Genomic DNA, 18,459 nt, shown 5'->3' on the forward strand with positions numbered 1-18,459 from the left:
CTTACTCCGGCTTCACCGCGATGATGGCGTCGACCTCGACCGGAACGCCCAGCGGCAGGATCGGCACGCCGACCGCGCTGCGGGCATGGCGGCCCATGTCGCCGAAGACTTCCATCATCAGGTCGGATGCGCCGTTCACGACCTTGGGCTGGTCAATGAAATCGCCGGTTGAATTGACGAAACCGCCCAGCTTCAGCACCCGCTCCACCCGGTCGAGCGAACCGAGCGCCGCTTTCGCCTGGGCCAGGATCATGATGCCGCATGCGCGCGCAGCGGCAACGCCTTCATCCAATGTCACGCTTTCGCCCAGCCGCCCCTTGACCAGCTGGCCATCGATGAAGGGAAGCTGGCCCGAAACATGCAGCAGCCCGCCATGTTCAACCGCCGCGACATAGCTGGCCACGGGCGCCGCCGGTTCGGGAAGCTTGATTCCCAGCTCCGCCAGCCGCTTGTCGATGCTCTTCGCTCTCATGAAAACTCCTTGATCCTATCCAGCAGCCACGGGAGGGCCTGCTGCCAATCGTCGATGCGGGCATGTGCGTCGCCCGCCTTGAACGCGCAATCGACATGCGGTGCGACCGCCGGTTCACCCACCAGATGCAGGCGGATGACATCGGGCGCGCATTGCGCGACCGAGGCGTGATGCACGGCGAGATCGTCGATAAAAAAGGCAGGGCGCGGATTGCCCGCCGCATCGCTGCCGCGCTCATCGAGGATACGGCGCAGGGCCGGACCCTTGGGCCCCTGGTTCGTATAGACCGGAATGTCGATGCCGAACTGCGCGAGCTGGCGCATGCGGTCTTCGCGCCGGAAATCCATGAGATTGGTCAGCACGACAACCTCGGCATGTCCGGCCAGCGTGCGGATCGCGTCAATGGCGCCGGGCACTTCGTCCTGCCGGTGCATCTCGTCGTCAAAGAAGGCGCCCAGCTTCTCCCACACCTCATCGGGTTCTAGGACCGTGCCGTCGCGGTGGCGCAGCGCTTCGGCGAAACCATGCTCGACGCTCATGTCGATCGCATGGTCCTCGGCCAGCCATTCGCGGAAATGGACCACCATGCGCAACAGCACTTCGTCGCAATCGGTGATGACCAGCGGACGGGTGGTGGAAACAGGGGCGGAATCGGAAATCGTGTCAGCCATTGGCGCCCCCTTACATCTCGTAGTCGGGCGGGGCCAGCACGTTGCGCGCCGCGATGATCGATTCGGGCGATAGGCTGAGCGCTTCGGATGCCGCCATCAGATCGCCCTCGTGATTCGCGAGGAAATCGAGAACCGATCCGAGAACGGACGGATCGCTGAGAGCGAAGCGCAGATGATCGGGATCCATCCCCGTAAGCGAGAGCAGGCGCTGCGCCCTGTCGTCGTCGCTCAGCACCCATGAAAGTGCCATGAGCGCAACAGTCGCTGCATCGGGCCGTTCAGAATCCATAAACACTGTTGTCGAGCGCGGCTCGACCTCCTACACGTTTGGTCGCGCATCGCACTCATTTCGTCGATCCGCTAGGGGGTTAGCCGTGGAATTACGGGTTCTCGTTGTCGAAGACAACGATCTGAATAGGAAGCTCTTCTGCGACCTCCTCAAGGCGCATGGCTTTGCCGTGCAGCCCGTTGCCGACGGACTTGCCGCCATCGAAGAGGCGCTGGCCTTTGAACCGCACCTCATCATCATGGATATCCAGCTTCCCAATATCTCGGGCATCTCGCTAATCGAATCGCTAAAACTCGATGAGCGGCTCGCCTCGGTTCCGGTACTGGCGGTGACCGCCTATGCCGGCAAGGGAGATGAGGAACGCATCCGTGCGGCGGGTGCCCATGGCTATCTGTCAAAGCCCGTTTCGATCAACGGCTTCATGAACGCGGTGAATTCGCTGGTGGACAAACGCGCTGCGGCCTGACCGCCAAATCGCTGCGATCCGGCGATTTTCCGCCTCCTGATACCAGGCACGACCTGCGGCAGTGCTTGACACGGGCCTTCGCTACGTCTTTGCCACGTGGCCAATAGAAACTCACGCCACTGGCAGGACCACATGGACCGCGAAGAAACCAAAAGCCGCATCGATGCGCTGATCGAACCCTTCAACAAGAAGGGCGTCACCGTCACCGAGGACACGACCTTTGCAGGCGATCTCGAATGGGACAGCCTGACGGTGATGGATTTCGTCGCCGCGATCGAGGACGAGTTCGACATCATCATCACGATGAACCAGCAGGCCGAGATCGAGAATTACGGCCAGCTGATCGATGCCGTGACGAAACTGCGCGGCTGAAACAGATGAGCGACGCGATCAGCCAGCCCGACAAGCCCGAGAGCCTGCCCGAGACCGCCGAAGGTTCGAAGGACCTGTTCTCCAAATTCGATCCCCTGATCAAGCAGCGCGAGGATCTCTTGGGCTCCGGGTTCGAGGACCCGTTCGGCCTCGTCATGGAGAGGGTGCTCTCCCCCGTTACCGCGATCTGCAACGGTCGCGAGACGATCCTGCTGGGCACCTACAATTACATGGGCATGACCTTCGACCCCGACGTGATCGCCTCGGGTCAGGCCGCGCTCGCTGATTTCGGGTCGGGCACCACCGGCAGCCGCGTGCTGAACGGCACCTATGTCGGTCACAAGGAAACCGAAAAGGCGCTGTGCGAATTCTACGGCATGGATCATGCCATGGTCTTCTCGACCGGCTACCAGGCCAATCTCGGCATCATCTCCACCATCGCGGGCAAGGGCGATTACATCGTCCTCGACATCGACAGCCACGCCTCCATCTGGGATGGCTGCGCGCTGGGCAATGCGGAGGTCGTGCCGTTCAAGCACAATGATCTCGAGGCGATGGAAAAGCGTCTGCGCCGCATTCCCGAAGGCGCGGGCAAGCTTGTCGTGCTGGAAGGCGTCTATTCCATGCTGGGCGATATCGCCCCGCTGAAGGAAATGATCGCCATCGCCAAGAAATACGACGCGATGATCCTGGTCGACGAAGCGCATTCGATGGGATTCATCGGTCCCAACGGCCGCGGCGTGGCCGAGGATCAGGGCGTGCTCGACGATGTCGATTTCGTGATCGGCACTTTCTCCAAGTCGGTCGGCACGGTTGGCGGCTTCTGCGTTTCGAACCACCCGAAGTTCGAGATCATGCGCCTCGTTTGCCGGCCCTATGTGTTCACCGCCTCGCTTCCCCCCAGCGTGGTGGCGACGGCGACGACTTCGATCCGCAAGCTGATGGATGCTGGCGACAAGCGCGAGCATCTGTGGGCGAACTCCAAGCGCCTTCACAAGGGGCTCAAGGACCTGGGCTTCACGCTTGGCACCGAGGAGCCGGAAAGCGCGATCATCGCCGTCATCATGCCCGACCTGGAGCGTGGTGCGGGAATGTGGGAAGCGCTTTTGAAGGAAGGGCTGTACGTCAATCTCGCGCGGCCGCCGGCAACGCCTGCAGGCATGACGCTGCTGCGCTGTTCGCTGTGCGCAGAGCATAGCGAGGAACAGGTCGGCCAGATCCTGACCATGTTCGAGGCAGCAGGCAAGAAAACCGGCATCATCTGATCTTTGGCGGGGCCCGTTGCGGCCCCGCCTTTGTTATGAGACAACTTCCGCCACGACGGGTGGCAGGGGGTATGTTTCATGGATCGTCACGTCTTTATTTCGGCAAGCCTGCTGGCGATCAGTCTTGCCGGGCCAGCTCATGCGCAGGATGCGACGACAAGCGGCGGCCATAGTGAGACTGCCGTCAGTGCGGCCAGCGATGATGAAAGCGCAGGCGCGTCTGCCGGGGCGGGCCACGATACGGCGGAGCATGATTTGGCTGCGCCACCGGCCATCCTTGAAAACTATGGCAATGGCGGCTTCCCCATCACCACCTCTGTTCCAGAGGCGCAGGCCTATTTCGACAATGGCATCGCGCTGGCGGGTGCCTTCGCGCATAAGCAGGCGATCGAAGCCATGGCCGAGGCGGTTCGACTGGACCCCGCATGCGCCATGTGCCTTTGGGGCCATGCCTATACGCTGGGCCCCACGCTGAACTACGGCGTCGATGAAGAGAAGCGCGCCGAACCGCGCGCATTGCTGAAGAAGGCAGCAATGCTGGCACGAGCGAACGGCAGCCAATTCGAGCGCGACCTGATTGCCGCAATCACGCCGCGCTACCGCTCCGGCGATACGGATAAGAGCGACAAGGCCTATGACAAGGCCATGCGCAGCTTTGCCGCCAAATATCCGGCATCGGACATGGCGCAGGTGCTCGCGGCCGATGCCTCGATGCTGGCGCTCGACTGGCCTGATTTCGCAGGACTTGAATATGCGATCGGCCTGCTTGAGCCGGTGCTGGCACGCAATCCCGATCATACGCCCGCGATCCATTTCTACATTCACGCGACGGAAATCCATGGCACCCCGGAAAAGGCCGAGGTGGCTGCGGACAGGCTCGACGCCATGGAACTGTCGGCAAGCCATCTCGTCCATATGCCTTCGCACACCTGGTATTGGGTCGGGCGTTATCAGGATGCTGCCAATGCCAATGTGAGGGCGGTGGGCCTGGGCCAGCACGAAGTGGCGCATATGGGTGACAAGGCCGCCGACGAGGTCTGGACCGTGCCCTATCACGCGCACAACGTGATCTTTGGTCTTGGCGGGGCATTGATGGCCGGGGATTCGCGCAGTGCATTGATGCTGGCCCGCCCGCTGGTGGCAATGGTCGAAAAGGCTGAGGACATGCACCCCATCCGCCAGCTTCTGACCGCTGCGGGCTACTTCGCCCTCGCCCGGTTCGAAGATCCCAATGTCGTGCTGGCGTTGGAAGAGCCCAAGCCCGATTATTCGAAGGCGGCCTGGCATTACGCCCGGGGCGAGGCATTTGCCTTCCTGGGCAATACGGCAGGGGTGAAGAGCGAGGCCGAGGCAATCCCGGTTTCGATCAACACCATCGATGGCAAAAGCTCTCCCGCACCCGAACACATGCTTTCGATCTCACGCCTCGTGCTGCAAGGGCGCGCCGCAATGATGGCAGGCGAATATCGCAATGCAGCCGCACGCTTTGCCGAGGCTGCAGCGATCGAGGAAACCGAGGATTTCAGCCGCTTCTCCGATCCGCCAGCGTTCTGGTATCCGGTGCGGCGCGATCTTGCCAGCGCACTGCTGAAAGCCGGCGACCGGGATGCTGCCCTGCGTTAGGCAAAGGCGACGCTGGAGGTCAGACCAAAGGACCCGGTTGCCACCGGGCTGATCAATGCGCTGTCAAATCCGGCACTGGCACGCGCGCAATAGCGCGGCATCAGTTGATCGTGATTACTCCGTCGACGGCTTGCCACTCGGTCGGGCCGATCAACTGCGCATGGGCGATCTGAACGGAGTGAAGCACGGCTTCGATATCGGTCCGCCAGAAGTCGAGGAACTGCTCCAGCCGCGGAAAGCGCGGGGCAAGGTCATATTGCTGGAAAGTAAGCTGGTTCAGAAGGGATCTGTGATCCGGCATCCAGTAGTGGACGTTCACGGTCGTAAGACCGTATCCGGCTAGCTGACGCTCGAAATCCCTGTCCGACATCGCTCCTCCGCAGTGCTGCTGCGCCTGTAACTAGGAGGATGCTCCCTTATTCTTGCGAAATCGTCAACGGGTTTTGTGCGATGCAGCAATCACGGATTCGCAGGTGCCTCGACACTCTGAGCGAGATCGCAGCGCTGCTTTGCGCCTTCTCCATCACCATGGCCGAAGTAGGAAAGAGCGATGAAGCCGCCAACGACAAGCACGACGAACAGGGTGGTCAGCATACCGAGATAGCGGTCGATGAATGCCTTGATCGGCGCGCCGAACAACCGAAACAGCACGCCCACCGTCATGAAGATCAAACCGCGCCCGACAATGGATGCCAGAATGAAGGTCACCAGGTTCATCGCGATGAAACCCGAAGTGATCGTAAGCAGCTTGAACGGTACCGGCGTGGCACCAGCAATGACGATGACCTCCCAGTCCTTTTCCCTCAGATAGCAGGCGGCGACCGGGAAACTGTCGGCGAGGCCCAGCGCATTGATCAGCGCCTGCCCAATGGCCTCATAAAGGAAATAGCCGATCGCATAGCCGAGGAGCGCACCAAGCACGGATGCAGCAGTGCAGATGAAAGCAAAGCGAAGCGCCTTTTTCGGAGCGGCGAGGCACATAAGGCCGAGCAGCGGGTGCGGGGGAATCGGAAAGAAGCTCGATTCCATGAAGGCGAAAGCGGCCAGCCACCATTCGGCATGCCGATGCTGCGCCTTTTCCATCGTCCAGTCATACAGCTTGCGAAGCATTGCGACCCGTGTGTCCCCTGTAAGACGCTGCACCTTTGCGCCGTTTAGCATCGCCATGCGCTTTGACCAGCCAAATGGTAAAATAACCTATTTGGCACTTTTATATTGACATCGTCACGCTCTTTGGTTAGGTAAGAAGAACATCGCGATAGACCGAGTCGGACGGACGGAAACTTCCGACGGTCGTCCTTGATGACCGACGGCAGGACAGGGCCTAGCCGTCACCACATACCGCCAATCTTCATCACCCCCATTTTCGTCTCGCACGGGAGGAGCCCAGCCATGGCCAAGGCTCAGCAGGGTCGCACGCGCCGTCCACGCAACTGGCGCGAATTGTTTCTTGAACAGCTGGCGCAAAGTTCGAACGTCGCCGCATCGGCCCGTGCGGCCGGAGTGGACGTCAGCACCGTCTACAAGGCGCGCCGCAACGAAAAGGAATTTCAGGCTGCATGGCACGATGCGCTTTGCGAAGGTTATGACGCGCTGGAAATGGACCTGCTGTGCCGCCTGCGCGAAGGTCAGGGCAAGGATCAGGAAGACCGCAAGCATGACAATGCCACGGCCTTCCGCCTGCTCACCATCCACCGCGAGGCGGTGAGCAAGACCAAGGCCAGCCGCACTAGCAATGACGAGAAAGCGATCATCGCCGCGATCAACGCGAAGCTCGACATGATGCGCGACCGGATGCGCGAAAAGGATGCGAAGGTGGTCGATCATGCGCCGAATGCCGCCGGTGCCATCACCGACAAGTCCAATGACGATAACGAATAGGCACTGATACATGGCCGGCCTTGACCGGATCGTCTGGCTTACATCGCTCGACCCCGCCGATCGCGAAGCGATCCTGTCCCTTTTTTCTGAAGAGGAACGCGAAGAATTACGATGGTACTGGCCGCTGTGGGCCAGGCCCGAACAATTGCCGCCGGGCGGGGACTGGAGCAGCTGGCTCATCTGTGCCGGGCGCGGCTTTGGCAAAACCCGCGCCGGTGCGGAGTGGGTTCGCGAGATCGCGCGTGACAATCCCGATGCGCGCATTGCGCTGATCGGCGCCTCTTTGCCCGAAACGCGTTCGATCATGGTTGAGGGAGAGAGCGGCATTCTTGCGGTCTCACCGCCCTATCGCCGCCCCACGTTCGAACCATCGCTGCGGCGGATCACATGGCCGAACGGCGCGCAGGCGTTTCTTTACTCCGCTGCCGAAGCGGAAAGCCTGCGCGGTCCGCAGCATAGCCACGCCTTCGGCGCAGGCGCAGAAAGAACTCTTCGTCAACGAGGCCCATGCCTTGGCCGATGCATTGCTCCATCCCGTGGTGAAGGGCATCGTTACCGCGCCACCGGTCGAAGCCTCGGATGGCGAGGCATTCATTATTGCGGACAATGCGACCGAGGCCTTTGCGGGGCGGACGGGGCAGATTGCCCTTCGGCAACAAGAGCAGTGGCTTTTCGTCACACCGGCTGCAGGGATGCGGGTTTTCGACTCCATTCTCGGAGCGGAACGGCATTACCGCGACGGGTGGAGTACACCTGTATCCTTAAGCACGCCGGGCAGCGGAGACACCATCGATGTCGAAGCAAGGGCCGTAATCGACCAAATCCTGAATTTGATGCAGGGTGCCGGTTTGCTCCCCTCCGGCTGACCGAGCATAAAGCTGATTGTTTTTAGTCGTAACATGCCGGGAACTTTTTCCCGCCATAGCGATTTTGGCCATAACGTGAGGGTAAGACTATCAGCAGATATGCCACGTCGGGCAACAAGAGTGATGCACGAATGCAACATTTCGTCGCGTTACCAAGCTTGCGTGAAATTTCAACAAAGGATAGAACTCGCCCCCGTGGCTTCAATCAACAAAATGGAAAATAAGGGGAAACGCTGATGCGTAAAGCGGTTATCGGCCTCGCTCTGGCCTCTACGGCCATGGCCTCGCCGGCACTGGCACGCGATGATGCGTGGTACATTGGTGTCGATGGCGGTGCCATGATTGTCGAAGATGCTGATTGGGAAGTTGGTGGGGTCAGTGATCTCGCAACGACCGATTGGGATTACGGCTATGACTTCGACGCTGTTGTCGGATACGACTTCGGCCCGTTCCGTCTCGAAACGGAAGCTGGCTATAAGGGTGCCGGCGACGACGGGATGATCATCGGTGGCACTTCATATTCTGACAGCGAAGTGAACATGGAGTTCAACACCTTGAGCTTCATGCTCAACGGCATGGTGGACTTCGGCGATGACGATGGGATCCAAGGCTTCGTTGGTGGTGGTGCAGGTGTTGCTCGCACCAACTATGAAGAACCCAGCCTCATTGACGACTCCGATACGGGCTTTGCCTGGCAGGTGATCGCTGGCGTTCGAGCTCCGCTCAGCGACAACTGGGACGTTGGCCTGAAGTATCGCTTCTTCAACCACCAGAATGTCGACTTGGTTGGCCTCGACGGTTCGTCCTTTGAAACCGATGTGCGTACGCACTCGCTCATGGGGTCGCTGATCTACAACTTCGGCATGGCTCCGCCGCCTCCGCCGCCGCCGCCTCCGCCGCCGCCGCCTCCCCCGCCGCCGCCGCCGCCGCCGCCGCCGCCGCCGGCTCCGGAAGTGGTCTGCAACACGGGTCCGTATATCGTGTTCTTCGACTGGGATAAGTCGGACATCACGCCGGAGGCTGCCAGCATTCTGGATAGCGCAATCGCTTCCTATGCTGACTGTGACTCGGTTCCGATCATGGTTGCCGGCTACACCGACCTTTCGGGTTCGGCCACGTACAACCAGGGCCTGTCGGAACGTCGTGCGGCATCGGTCCGCGCCTATCTGACGGCTCGGAGCATTCCGGACAGCTCGATCACCACCGAAGGTTTCGGTGAGAGCAATCCGCGCGTTCCGACCGAGGATGGCGTCCGCGAGCCTCAGAACCGTCGTGTGGAAATCACGTACGGTCCGGGTTCGGGCATGTAATCAGTCGATCGCGAGATCGCGCAAACAGGAAAGGGGCCGGAGAAATCCGGCCCCTTTTCTTTGGCATCGGTCTGCGAGACGCTTCATTCTACAATCGGGGCCTTCCCCCAAATTACAGGCGCACAGCATATTCCAGCGGATCTGTGCGGCCTGTCTGCGCAAAACCCTGCTGCCGCAAACGGCAACTGTCGCACAGCCCGCATGCCAGTCCCTCAGGCGTGGGGTCATAGCAGGACCAACTCATAGCCGGGTCGATATTGAGCTCGTAGGACTTGGCCACAATCTCCGCTTTCGAGAGAAACTGCAGCGGGGCATGGACCGTAAACCGATCCCCCTCGCTCCCCGCCTTGGTCGCGAGTTCTGCCAGATCCTGAAATGCAGAAATGAATTCGGGTCGGCAATCAGGATAGCCTGAATAATCCAACGCATTGACCCCGATAAAGATGTCACGCGCGCCGATGGCTTCGCACCATGCCAGCGTCAATGACAGGAAAACGAGATTGCGAGCCGGAACATAGGTGACCGGAATATCTTGTCCGACGCCTTCCTTGGGCACATCGATGTCGCTCGTCAGTGCCGAGCCGCCAAATTGCCGCAGATCGAGGGGTAGTACCACATGCCGCTGGGCGCCGAGCGTCCTGGCGATCAGGCCTGCGCTTTCCAGTTCGCGTGAATGGCGCTGGTTGTAGTCAATCGTAAGGGCATTAACTGCGTAGCCCTGTGATTTGGCGATGCCGGCGGACACCATGGAATCGAGTCCTCCGGACAGTAGGACCACCGCCGGTTTGGCTGCTGCTGCTTCTTTAGTCATGGAGCGGCGCTAAACTGTGACTTCAGCCCTTGCAAGCAGCTGCTAACAGGGCTCTCGATACCTCAGTTCGACTTGCACGGAAAAAGGAGAGCCTTGCTCCATGCCCTGGCTTTCCGCCTGGGCAAGAACGCGGCCTTCCGACCTCACCCGTGTCAGGCCCCAGTCTCCCCCCGGACAGCTGTAGCGGACACCCAGCGCACTAGCCGTGTCTTCGATGACATAGTGTTTGCAAGTTTTACCCACGTGACGCAGCTGCACGAGATCGGACTGGCTGCGAATGCAGATACGCCGCGCGTCACCTGTTTCGAGATCCCGTGCCTCATATAAACCGGGGCGCAAGCCAGCCATGGCCGAGCGGATATCTGCGTGAGCTGTCGCCACGCCGACCGCAAAAACCGAAGCGGCAGCGGCCAAAAGGCTCAGAGCACGTCTGTTCAGATACGCCAGCACTCAACCCGCTCCATTGCATCGCAGCATGATTATAGCGCATTCGGACCCGAATGGGAAAAGGCCTGCCAGCTGTGCCGCTATCGATCAGATTTCGATCGGGAAAATCTTCGAGCAAAAAGCGCAGTCGACCTGGATCAGCCCATTATCATCTCGCATCTCGTCCAATTCGGCGCTGCCGAATCTTGAAAGGACGTCGCGATAATGGTCGCTGGAACACCGGCAGCCGCGGCTCAATTCGGCGAAACGCTCGACGCGGATTTCCTCTTCCTCGTGGAAAAGGCGCCAGAGTAAGGCCTCCATCGAGATTGCCGGATCAGCCAGCTCTGCATGTCGAACGCTCGATCCTAGAATGGCTACATGCTCCCAGTCCGGATCGTCCATGCGGACATGAATGCGCTCTCGCCCTTCCTCGCCGTCAGGCAGATCCTGAATCAGCAGCCCCCCCGCGATACAATGGCCATCCTGTGACGAAACTGCCACACGCAGCACCGTCGGCAATTGCTCAGACTGCCGAAAATAGGTCTCGCATGCTTCGCTGAGCGAGGCGGCATTCAGGGGGACAATCCCTTGGTAACGGTCGCCTTCCTCCAGATCGAAGGTAATCGCCAGATACCCCTCTTCCCCGAACAAGGTCGTGAGCGTCGGGCTTGTCCCTACCTCGTCGAGGCGGCTGGGATCGTGGCGAACATAGCCGCGAAGTTCTCCATCACGGTAATCGCAGACCAGAAGGTCGACAATGCCATCGGCGGATTGCGCCTGCATCGTCATCTGCCCGCCCTGCTCCTTGGTCAGCGAACCGATCAGCGCCCCCAACAGCAAAGCCTCGGCCAACAGATGCTTGATCGCGGCCGGATAATCATGGGCGGACAATACGATATCGAGAACGGGCCCCAAACGTATGCATCGACCGCGCACGTTGCGCGCGGGAATGGTGAAGCCGACGACCGTGTCAAAGCCGGTCTCATCCTGCGGGATCTTAGGTTCCATGTTCAGATCTGGCCGAACGCCCAGCGTAGGACCGACTTCTGGGCGTGAATGCGATTCTCCGCTTCGTCCCAGACGACCGACTGAGGGCCTTCGAAGACGCCTTCGGTAACCTCATCACCGACATGCGCGGGCAGGCAATGCAGGAAAACCGCATCGCTCTTGGCATGGCTCATCAGCGCCTCGTTGATCTGAAATGGCTTCATGGCGTTGATCTTGTCATGCGCCATGTCCTGCCCCATCGAGACCCAGGTATCGGTGACCAGCACATCGGCACCTTGCGCCGCTTCGGCTGCATCTCTGGTCATGGTGACGGTCGAGCCGCGCGAACGGGCGAACTCGACGAATTCCTCTTCCGGCTCATAGCCCTCCGGCACGCCATAGCGCACGTTGAAACCCATTAGCCCGGCAGCTTCAAGCACGGAATGGAGGACGTTGTTGCCATCGCCAAGCCAGGCAAGCTCCATGCCCTTCAGCGTCTTGCCATGCTCGACCAGCGTCAGCAGGTCGGCCATTATCTGACACGGGTGCGAACGATCAGTCAGGCCGTTGATGACCGGCACCGTCGCATGCTGGGCCAGCGCCTCGATCTTGGCGTGATCATCGGTGCGTATCATGATCGCGTCGACCATGCGCGACAGCACCCGGGCGGTATCGGCGATCGTTTCGCCGCGCCCAATTTGCATGCTTCCCGCTTCCATGATGATCGCGCTGCCGCCCAGCTGGCGCATTGCCATGTCGAACGAAACGCGCGTGCGAGTCGAGTTCTTCTCGAAGATCATCGCCAACGTGCAGCCTGCCAGAGGCGCATCCGCGTCGGCGCGGCCCTTGGTCCAGCCCTTGCGCGCAGTCTTGCGGGCAACAGCATCATCGATCATCGCCTGAAGCGCATCGCTCCCCGCATCAGCGAGGTCGAGCAGGTGCCGCACGCTCATGCCGCAGCTTCCGGCTGATAGCTCGCCGCACCGGCCGAGAGCTTATCCATGAACTCGTCGATATGCGCGTCCTCGATCACCAGCGGGGGAAGCACGCGCAGCGTGTTGTCACCTGCCGCGACGGTCATCAGCTCATGATTGTCGCGCAGATGCGCATAGAATCCGCGGCTCTCGACGGTCATCTTCAGACCCAGCATCAGCCCCTTGCCGCGAACCTCAGTGAACAGCTCGGGATAGTTGCCGATGAACTGCTCAAGCCGCCCGCGCAGCTTTTCGCCCATGGTGCGAACCTGCGCGAGGAATTCGTCATTGCCAACGACATCCAGCACGGCCTTACCCGCGGCCATCGCCAGCGGGTTGCCGCCATAGGTGCTGCCATGCGTGCCGAAAGTCATGCCGCGCGCGGCTTTTTCGGTCGCGATGCAAGCGCCCATCGGGAAGCCGCCGCCAATGCCCTTGGCCGTGGCCATGATGTCGGGCTCGATACCGTAATGCTCATAGGCGTACATCTGGCCAGTACGCGCCACGCCGCACTGCACCTCGTCCAGCACCAGCATAAGGTCATGCTCGTCGCACAGCTTGCGAAGGCCCTGCATGAACTCTTCACTGGCGACGCGGATACCGCCTTCGCCCTGAATCGGCTCGACCAGAAAACCGGCGGTGTGCGGGCCGATCGCGGCTTTCGCCGCTTCCAGATCATTGAAGTCGACGTAGCGGAAACCGGGAAGCATCGGGTAGAAACCCTTGTGCATCTTCTCCTGGTTCGACGCCGAGATGGTCGCCATCGTCCGCCCGTGGAAGGCGTTGTTGAAGGTGATCAGTTCAAACTTTTCATCGTTGCCGACAGCCTGGTGATAGACGCGCGCGGTCTTGATCGCGCACTCCACCGCCTCGGCGCCCGAATTGGTGAAGAACACCGTGTCGCCGAAAGTCAGGTCGACCAACTGCTTGGCCAGTTCCTCACCCTGCGGGCTGCCATAGAGGTTCGAGACATGCATCAGCGTCTCGGCCTGTTTCTGGATCGCGCCGATCAGAGCGGGGTGCGAATGGCCGAGAAGGTTGACCGCAATGCCGCTTGCGAAGTCGAGGAATCGGCGGCCGTCATCGGTGATGAAGTGACAATTGTCTCCCTTAACCGGCCGAACATCGCAGCGCGGATAGACGGGCATCAACTCAGTGATCGACATGCTTGGTCCTCGAAGATTGGCCTGCAACGCCTTTCGCAGTGCAGGGCCCCTGAAAGAATCGAACGACAAATGGCGGCCCCCGGACCGGGAACCGCCATTCACGCCCATCTAGGGCTTAAGGCGGACCCGGTCAAACCCGCGGTCCGCCTGTATGTGCCGGAAACCGGCGTTACTGGATCGGAACGAGATTCACCGCGGAATACTTGCCGCGTCGATCGACTTCGAGATCGAACTCGAGTCGGTCACCCTCGTTGATGCCCTGAAGGCCCGAACGTTCCACCGCGCTGATGTGGACGAAGGCATCAGCCTCGCCATCGTCGCGGGTGATGAAGCCGAAGCCCTTCATGGTGTTGAAGAACTTCACCGTGCCCTGTGCCTTGTCGCCCGTCAGCTGGCGCTGCGGCGCAGCCGGCTTGGCAGCCACGGGAATCACGTCACCGACGACCTGCAGGTCGGCAGCACTGATCTTCCCGCCGCGATCGACGAGGTTGAAGGCCAGTTCCTGACCTTCTGCCAGACCTTCAAGGCCTGCACGTTCAACCGCCGAGATGTGCACGAACACGTCTTCGCCGCCATCCTCACGCTGGATGAAGCCGAAGCCCTTGTTCGAATTGAAGAACTTTACGACGCCCTTGCCGGCGCCAACGACCTGTGCGGGCATGCGGCCACCACCGCCGCCGCCGCCGCCGCCGCGGAAGCCACCGCCACCGCCGCGCGGACCACCGCCGCCGAAGCCACCGCGGTCACCACCGCCGTAACCGCCGCGATCACCGCCGCCGAAACCGCCCCGGTCCCCACCGAAGCCGCCCCGATCGCGGTCGTAACCGCCAGAGCGAAAACCGCCATCAGACGGCCCCTGATCGTATCCAAACCCGCCACTGGAGCGGGAAAACGGGTCGTAACCCTCTTCCCCGAAACCATCGCGCTTGTCGCGGCCACGACCGCGCCGACCTTTGTCATAACCCATAAACCGAAGCGTACCTTGCGTCTCGCCCTTCCCTCTATCGTCCCGGCGTGCGGACGTACAACTGCCGGGCGATCAGACCGATATTTCCCATACCGGATCCCACTGCGCAGCGTTCATAAAGCATTTATCCGCCAATAGCGAACGAATTGCGCATTTGCGTCGGATAAGCCCGGCTACGCCAAGCAAACTCTTGCTTATGGCCACCCGTGCGGGCAGAGAAATGGCCTATGGACATCGTCGCACTGCTCTCCGACCCCGCAGCCTGGGCCGCGCTCATAACTCTGGTGATTCTCGAAATCGTGCTGGGGATCGACAATCTCGTCTTCATTGCGATCTTGTCGAACAAGCTCCCGCCCGAACAGCAGTCAAAAGCGCGCAGGATCGGGCTTGCTCTCGCGCTGATCATGCGAATCTGCCTGCTGCTGCTGATCGGCTGGCTGGTCACCTTGCAGACACCCTTGTTCGATCTCGGCATCACCGGTGCCCCGGGCGAACATGGCCAACCTACTTTCGAAACCGCCTTTTCCGGGCGCGACCTTATTCTGCTGGTTGGCGGCCTGTTCCTGCTCTGGAAAGCGACCAAGGAAATTCACCACAACATGGAGCCTGATGATCATTCGGGCGAGATGTTCGACAAGAACAAGGGCGTGGTACAGGTCTCCTTCAACGCGGCAATCGCGCAGATCATCGCGCTCGACCTTGTATTTTCGATCGATTCGATCCTGACCGCCGTCGGCATGACCGATCAGGTACCGATCATGGTCACCGCGGTCGTCATCACCGTCGGCATCATGCTGGTCGCCGCCGATCCGCTGGCCAAGTTCATCGAGAAGAACCCGACGCTGGTCATGCTCGCGCTCGCATTCCTCGTCATGATCGGGCTTGTGCTGATCGCCGACGGCTTCGGCTTCCACGTGCCCAAGGGCTATATCTACGCCGCCATGGCCTTCTCGGTCGCGGTCGAACTTTTGAACATGGTGAAGCGCAACCGCCGCAAGGCCGCGCTTGCCACGGAGCATATTGCATGAGCGATTTCCGCCGCATCAATGACAAGGTCCTCGCCAGCCCGCAGATCAGCGTATCCGACGTGGCAGAGGCGAAGGCGATGGGTGTCACCCTGATCGTCAACAACCGGCCTGATGATGAAGAACCGGGCCAGATCGCAGGCGACGAGATCGCCGCCGCGGCCGAGGCGGCCGATATTTCCTATGTCGCGATTCCGGTTACCCATGCCGGGTTCGGTCAGGGGCAGGTAGACGCCATGGCAAAGGCGCTCGATAGTGCAGGCGACGGCCAGATCCTCGCCTTCTGCCGGTCGGGGACGCGTTCGACCCTGCTCTGGGCGCTAGCCAGCGCCAAGCAGGGCAAGAACCCCTCCGTCATCGCGAGCGAGGCGGCGGGTGCGGGATATGACATCTCGCCCGTGCGCCAGATCGTGGAAATGCTCTCAGCGGGAAGCTGATTGCTGCGCACAAGGCCTTAAAGCGCGCTGTCGCCGGTTTCGCCGGTGCGCACGCGCACGGCGCTGCCGAGATCGAGCACGAAGATCTTCCCGTCACCGATCGTGTCGGATGACGCCGCCTCCTGCACCGCCTCTACAACCTGCGCGGCAAGCGCATCGCTGGTGGCGATCTCAAGCTTGACCTTGGGCACCATGTTCACGGTGTACTCCGCGCCGCGATAAACTTCGGTGTGGCCTTTCTGGCGGCCAAATCCCTTGACCTCCGAGACCGTCATCCCGGCAATGCCGATCGTGCTCAAAGCCTCGCGCACGGCGTCGAGCTTGTGCGGCTTGATCACGGCAATCACATATTTCATCGGCAGGTCCTCTCGTTCTCTTTGACCTGAGAGATGCTGCCAAGCTGCCCGATTTACAAGCAAAGATGAAAAAAACGGGCCGGAAGCGGCTGGCTTCCGGCCCGAAGGCTACCGTTCGCAGGAGGAACGTGGTGAGGCGGAGCGGGCATCGAAGAGAGTGTGAAACACCCGCCCCGCCAATTTGTTTTCGCCGTATCGCGTTACGTGACGCGGGCGAATTCGGGATAAGCCTCGATACCCGTTTCCGAGTGATCCAGACCGGCCATCTCGTCTTCAGCTGAAGGACGGACGCCGACGGTGAACTTGAGGATGAGCCAAAGGATGGCCGAAACAACCGAGACGAAGATGCCGGTGGCGATCACACCAGTGATCTGCGCCACGAAGGGCACGTCGCCATTGGTGATCGGAACGGCCAGCGTGCCCCAGATACCTGCGCACAGGTGAACCGGGATCGCGCCGACGACGTCGTCGATCTTCAGCTTGTCGAGAAGCGGAACAACGATCACGGGCAGCGCGCCGCCGATGCCGCCGATGATGATCGCCATGCCCACGTTCGGGGTCAGCGGTTCAGCGGTGATGGCGACGAGACCGGCCAGCGCGCCGTTCAGCGCCATGGTGGTGTCAGCCTTCTTGTAGATGAGCTGCGTCATGATGATCGCGACAACGGTGCCGGCACAGGCCGCCATGTTGGTGTTCACGAAGATCTTCGACACGTCCGAAACGTCACCAACGGTGCCCATCGCCAGCTGCGATGCGCCGTTGAAGCCGAACCAGCCCAGCCACAGGATGAAGGTGCCCAGCGTTGCCAGCGGAATGCTCGAACCCGGGAACACGGTCACGCCCGAGGAGGTGTAGCGGTTGAGGCGGGGGCCGATGATGATGGCGCCCATGAGAGCGGCCCAGCCACCGGTCGAGTGAACGAGCGTCGAACCGGCGAAGTCCGAGAAGCCCATCTGGTCGAGGAAGCCTGCGCCCCATTCCCAGCTCACCACGATCGGATAGATCACACCCGTCAGGACGGCGGTGAAGATGAAGAAGGAGGTCAGCTTCGTACGCTCGGCAATGGTGCCCGAAACGATCGACGCCGTGGTGGCGCAGAAGACCATCTGGAAGAACCAGTCCGAAGCGACCGAATAGCCGGTGTCGGTGTCGGCTTCGCCAACGCCCTGCATCGGGTAAATGCCCGAGAAGCCGCCGATGTAGCCGTTGAAATCACCCGGATAGGCGATGTTGTAGCCAAGAACCCAGAACATCAAACCGGCGATTGCATAAAGGCCGATGTTCTTGAGACACTGCACCGAGACGTTCTTCGAACGCACGAGGCCCGCCTCGAGCATGGCGAAGCCTGCGGCCATCCACATCACGAGGAAGCCGCCGATCAGGAACAGCAGCGTGTTGAGAATATAGGCGGTGCCACCCGAAACGGCTTCGGCTGCGGCAGGCGCAGCTTCTTCCTGGGCAAAGGCGACCGCCGGAATGGCGATTGCGGCTGCAGCCAGAGCGGCGGCACCCGTCTTAAGGAATTTACGATCCATGAGCGGTTCCCCTTACAGCGCGGTGTCGCCGCTCTCGCCGGTGCGGATGCGCACGGCAGAGGCGAGATCAAGCACGAAGACCTTACCGTCGCCGATGGCTTCGGTGCTGGCGGTCTGCTGAATGGTTTCGATGATCTGCGGCGCGAGCGCGTCCGTCGCGGCGATCTCGATCTTTACCTTGGGCAGCATATTCGTCGAATATTCCGCACCGCGGTAGATTTCGGTCTGTCCCTTTTGCCGACCGAAACCCTTAACTTCGGTAACCGTCATGCCAGCTACGCCCAGCGAGCCCAATGCCTCGCGAACCTCGTCCAGCTTGAACGGCTTGATGATCGCAATGATGAATTTCATCCTTGCCCCCTCGTTTGCCTTACCGGCCCAAGCGCCGGTCGGAAATTCTAAATGCAAACGCCGTGCCAAATGCCGAATCGACATTTTTTCGCAGCTTTGGGAACCGTCAAGGTAATAAAATGTTGAGAATATCGCCCATTGTGTAAGCAGGGACGCAGGCTGTGCCTAATTTTTGGGCATATTCATGTCTGTTCGGTGAACAGGCG

At 60.7% G+C, this 18,459-nt stretch carries 22 protein-coding genes and 1 pseudogene; 10 read left to right on the forward strand and 13 right to left on the reverse strand.

Annotation, left to right across the window (positions count from 1 at the left end):
- Position 1: 1 nt before the first annotated feature.
- Genes A9D13_RS09525 through A9D13_RS09535 form a run of 3 tightly spaced genes read right to left on the reverse strand, consistent with a single transcriptional unit; the run spans position 2 to position 1,432 of the window.
- Positions 2–472, reverse strand: coding sequence for a RidA family protein (locus A9D13_RS09525; protein WP_066772817.1), 471 nt, complete (start codon positions 470–472; stop codon positions 2–4).
- Positions 469–1,143, reverse strand: a complete 675-nt coding sequence (locus tag A9D13_RS09530) for an HAD family hydrolase (RefSeq protein WP_066772819.1) — start codon at positions 1,141–1,143, stop codon at positions 469–471. Before A9D13_RS09530 ends, A9D13_RS09525 begins: the two co-directional genes overlap by 4 nt.
- A 10-nt stretch (positions 1,144–1,153) precedes the next feature.
- Complete coding sequence (locus A9D13_RS09535; protein WP_066772821.1) at positions 1,154–1,432, reverse strand: DUF3572 domain-containing protein; 279 nt, start codon at positions 1,430–1,432, stop codon at positions 1,154–1,156.
- 85 nt (positions 1,433–1,517) lie between these two features.
- Here A9D13_RS09535 and A9D13_RS09540 point away from each other — a divergent pair, with 85 nt between their 5' ends.
- The 4 genes from A9D13_RS09540 (at position 1,518) to A9D13_RS09555 (ending at position 5,158) form a co-directional block, all read left to right on the forward strand.
- Positions 1,518–1,898, forward strand: a complete 381-nt coding sequence (locus A9D13_RS09540) for a response regulator (RefSeq protein WP_066772823.1) — start codon at positions 1,518–1,520, stop codon at positions 1,896–1,898.
- A gap of 132 nt (positions 1,899–2,030) precedes the next feature.
- A complete protein-coding gene (locus tag A9D13_RS09545; protein WP_066772825.1) occupies positions 2,031–2,270 on the forward strand; it encodes an acyl carrier protein in 240 nt (79 codons plus the stop codon).
- 5 nt (positions 2,271–2,275) lie between these two features.
- Positions 2,276–3,535: a serine palmitoyltransferase gene (spt, locus tag A9D13_RS09550; protein ID WP_066772827.1), complete on the forward strand. Its 1,260-nt coding sequence runs from the start codon at positions 2,276–2,278 to the stop codon at positions 3,533–3,535.
- 78 nt (positions 3,536–3,613) lie between these two features.
- Positions 3,614–5,158, forward strand: a complete 1,545-nt coding sequence (locus A9D13_RS09555) for a hypothetical protein (protein ID WP_066772830.1) — start codon at positions 3,614–3,616, stop codon at positions 5,156–5,158.
- 100 nt (positions 5,159–5,258) lie between these two features.
- On the opposite strand, the gene A9D13_RS09560 is transcribed toward A9D13_RS09555, so the two are convergent.
- Both A9D13_RS09560 and A9D13_RS09565 read right to left on the reverse strand, forming a co-directional pair.
- Positions 5,259–5,528 (reverse strand): usg protein, encoded by a 270-nt coding sequence (locus tag A9D13_RS09560; RefSeq protein WP_066772832.1) that lies wholly within the window; start codon positions 5,526–5,528, stop codon positions 5,259–5,261.
- 89 nt (positions 5,529–5,617) lie between these two features.
- The gene (locus tag A9D13_RS09565) at positions 5,618–6,268 is read right to left on the reverse strand and encodes a YqaA family protein (protein WP_066773951.1); all 651 of its coding nucleotides are present in this window, start codon (positions 6,266–6,268) and stop codon (positions 5,618–5,620) included.
- 282 nt (positions 6,269–6,550) lie between these two features.
- Here A9D13_RS09565 and A9D13_RS09570 point away from each other — a divergent pair, with 282 nt between their 5' ends.
- From A9D13_RS09570 to A9D13_RS09580, 4 genes and pseudogenes are all read left to right on the forward strand, one after another.
- On the forward strand, positions 6,551–7,039 hold the full coding sequence (locus A9D13_RS09570) for a hypothetical protein (RefSeq protein ID WP_082922247.1): 489 nt from the start codon (positions 6,551–6,553) through the stop codon (positions 7,037–7,039).
- Between the two features lie 10 nt (positions 7,040–7,049).
- Positions 7,050–7,496, forward strand: a pseudogene (locus A9D13_RS20095) (terminase large subunit domain-containing protein); the annotation flags it as partial.
- Entirely contained in the window at positions 7,495–7,905 is a 411-nt protein-coding gene (locus A9D13_RS09575) for a DUF2793 domain-containing protein (protein ID WP_268235788.1), read from the forward strand. The pseudogene A9D13_RS20095 and the gene A9D13_RS09575, both read left to right, overlap by 2 nt.
- 236 nt (positions 7,906–8,141) lie before the next feature.
- Positions 8,142–9,215, forward strand: coding sequence for an OmpA family protein (locus A9D13_RS09580; protein ID WP_066772834.1), 1,074 nt, complete (start codon positions 8,142–8,144; stop codon positions 9,213–9,215).
- Positions 9,216–9,327: 112 nt separating this feature from the next.
- Here the strand turns inward: A9D13_RS09580 and queC are convergent, their stop codons facing one another.
- From queC to A9D13_RS21260, 5 genes are all read right to left on the reverse strand, one after another.
- Positions 9,328–10,026: a 7-cyano-7-deazaguanine synthase QueC gene (queC, locus tag A9D13_RS09585; RefSeq protein ID WP_066772836.1), complete on the reverse strand. Its 699-nt coding sequence runs from the start codon at positions 10,024–10,026 to the stop codon at positions 9,328–9,330.
- A 534-nt stretch (positions 10,027–10,560) separates the two neighbouring features.
- On the reverse strand, positions 10,561–11,463 hold the full coding sequence (gene hslO, locus A9D13_RS09595) for an Hsp33 family molecular chaperone HslO (protein ID WP_066772838.1): 903 nt from the start codon (positions 11,461–11,463) through the stop codon (positions 10,561–10,563).
- 2 nt (positions 11,464–11,465) lie between these two features.
- The gene (gene argF, locus A9D13_RS09600) at positions 11,466–12,395 is read right to left on the reverse strand and encodes an ornithine carbamoyltransferase (RefSeq protein WP_066772839.1); all 930 of its coding nucleotides are present in this window, start codon (positions 12,393–12,395) and stop codon (positions 11,466–11,468) included.
- A complete protein-coding gene (locus A9D13_RS09605; protein WP_066772842.1) occupies positions 12,392–13,582 on the reverse strand; it encodes an aspartate aminotransferase family protein in 1,191 nt (396 codons plus the stop codon). The genes argF and A9D13_RS09605 overlap by 4 nt, the downstream gene beginning before the upstream one ends.
- Before the next feature lie 169 nt (positions 13,583–13,751).
- On the reverse strand, positions 13,752–14,549 hold the full coding sequence (locus A9D13_RS21260) for a cold-shock protein (RefSeq protein ID WP_066772844.1): 798 nt from the start codon (positions 14,547–14,549) through the stop codon (positions 13,752–13,754).
- 227 nt (positions 14,550–14,776) lie between these two features.
- Here A9D13_RS21260 and A9D13_RS09615 point away from each other — a divergent pair, with 227 nt between their 5' ends.
- Both A9D13_RS09615 and A9D13_RS09620 read left to right on the forward strand, forming a co-directional pair.
- On the forward strand, positions 14,777–15,577 hold the full coding sequence (locus tag A9D13_RS09615; protein WP_066772846.1) for a TerC family protein: 801 nt from the start codon (positions 14,777–14,779) through the stop codon (positions 15,575–15,577).
- Positions 15,574–16,011 carry a protein tyrosine phosphatase family protein gene (locus A9D13_RS09620; protein ID WP_066772848.1) on the forward strand — a complete coding sequence of 146 codons (438 nt, stop codon included), beginning with the start codon at positions 15,574–15,576 and terminating at the stop codon, positions 16,009–16,011. Before A9D13_RS09615 ends, A9D13_RS09620 begins: the two co-directional genes overlap by 4 nt.
- Before the next feature lie 17 nt (positions 16,012–16,028).
- Here the strand turns inward: A9D13_RS09620 and A9D13_RS09625 are convergent, their stop codons facing one another.
- From A9D13_RS09625 to A9D13_RS09635, 3 genes are all read right to left on the reverse strand, one after another.
- On the reverse strand, positions 16,029–16,367 hold the full coding sequence (locus tag A9D13_RS09625) for a P-II family nitrogen regulator (RefSeq protein ID WP_066772854.1): 339 nt from the start codon (positions 16,365–16,367) through the stop codon (positions 16,029–16,031).
- A gap of 200 nt (positions 16,368–16,567) precedes the next feature.
- On the reverse strand, positions 16,568–17,902 hold the full coding sequence (locus A9D13_RS09630; protein ID WP_082922249.1) for an ammonium transporter family protein: 1,335 nt from the start codon (positions 17,900–17,902) through the stop codon (positions 16,568–16,570).
- Between the two features lie 12 nt (positions 17,903–17,914).
- The gene (locus A9D13_RS09635) at positions 17,915–18,253 is read right to left on the reverse strand and encodes a P-II family nitrogen regulator (protein WP_066772856.1); all 339 of its coding nucleotides are present in this window, start codon (positions 18,251–18,253) and stop codon (positions 17,915–17,917) included.
- Between the last annotated feature and the right edge of the window lie 206 nt (positions 18,254–18,459).

The organism is Croceicoccus mobilis (assembly GCF_001661965.1).
GTDB lineage: Bacteria > Pseudomonadota > Alphaproteobacteria > Sphingomonadales > Sphingomonadaceae > Croceicoccus > Croceicoccus mobilis.

Coding starts and splice junctions, on each gene's coding strand:
- A9D13_RS09535 (WP_066772821.1), bottom strand. CDS start 1,432: ATGGATTCTGAACGGCCCGATGCAGCGACTGTTGCGCTCATGGCACTT.
- A9D13_RS09560 (WP_066772832.1), bottom strand. CDS start 5,528: ATGTCGGACAGGGATTTCGAGCGTCAGCTAGCCGGATACGGTCTTACG.
- A9D13_RS09605 (WP_066772842.1), bottom strand. CDS start 13,582: ATGTCGATCACTGAGTTGATGCCCGTCTATCCGCGCTGCGATGTTCGG.
- A9D13_RS09615 (WP_066772846.1), top strand. CDS start 14,777: ATGGACATCGTCGCACTGCTCTCCGACCCCGCAGCCTGGGCCGCGCTC.
- A9D13_RS09525 (WP_066772817.1), bottom strand. CDS start 472: ATGAGAGCGAAGAGCATCGACAAGCGGCTGGCGGAGCTGGGAATCAAG.
- A9D13_RS21260 (WP_066772844.1), bottom strand. CDS start 14,549: ATGGGTTATGACAAAGGTCGGCGCGGTCGTGGCCGCGACAAGCGCGAT.
- A9D13_RS09570 (WP_082922247.1), top strand. CDS start 6,551: ATGGCCAAGGCTCAGCAGGGTCGCACGCGCCGTCCACGCAACTGGCGC.
- A9D13_RS09555 (WP_066772830.1), top strand. CDS start 3,614: ATGGATCGTCACGTCTTTATTTCGGCAAGCCTGCTGGCGATCAGTCTT.
- A9D13_RS09635 (WP_066772856.1), bottom strand. CDS start 18,253: ATGAAATTCATCATTGCGATCATCAAGCCGTTCAAGCTGGACGAGGTT.
- spt (WP_066772827.1), top strand. CDS start 2,276: ATGAGCGACGCGATCAGCCAGCCCGACAAGCCCGAGAGCCTGCCCGAG.
- queC (WP_066772836.1), bottom strand. CDS start 10,026: ATGACTAAAGAAGCAGCAGCAGCCAAACCGGCGGTGGTCCTACTGTCC.
- A9D13_RS09565 (WP_066773951.1), bottom strand. CDS start 6,268: ATGCTTCGCAAGCTGTATGACTGGACGATGGAAAAGGCGCAGCATCGG.
- A9D13_RS09625 (WP_066772854.1), bottom strand. CDS start 16,367: ATGAAATATGTGATTGCCGTGATCAAGCCGCACAAGCTCGACGCCGTG.
- argF (WP_066772839.1), bottom strand. CDS start 12,395: ATGAGCGTGCGGCACCTGCTCGACCTCGCTGATGCGGGGAGCGATGCG.
- A9D13_RS09630 (WP_082922249.1), bottom strand. CDS start 17,902: ATGGATCGTAAATTCCTTAAGACGGGTGCCGCCGCTCTGGCTGCAGCC.
- A9D13_RS09580 (WP_066772834.1), top strand. CDS start 8,142: ATGCGTAAAGCGGTTATCGGCCTCGCTCTGGCCTCTACGGCCATGGCC.
- A9D13_RS09620 (WP_066772848.1), top strand. CDS start 15,574: ATGAGCGATTTCCGCCGCATCAATGACAAGGTCCTCGCCAGCCCGCAG.
- A9D13_RS09530 (WP_066772819.1), bottom strand. CDS start 1,143: ATGGCTGACACGATTTCCGATTCCGCCCCTGTTTCCACCACCCGTCCG.
- A9D13_RS09545 (WP_066772825.1), top strand. CDS start 2,031: ATGGACCGCGAAGAAACCAAAAGCCGCATCGATGCGCTGATCGAACCC.
- hslO (WP_066772838.1), bottom strand. CDS start 11,463: ATGGAACCTAAGATCCCGCAGGATGAGACCGGCTTTGACACGGTCGTC.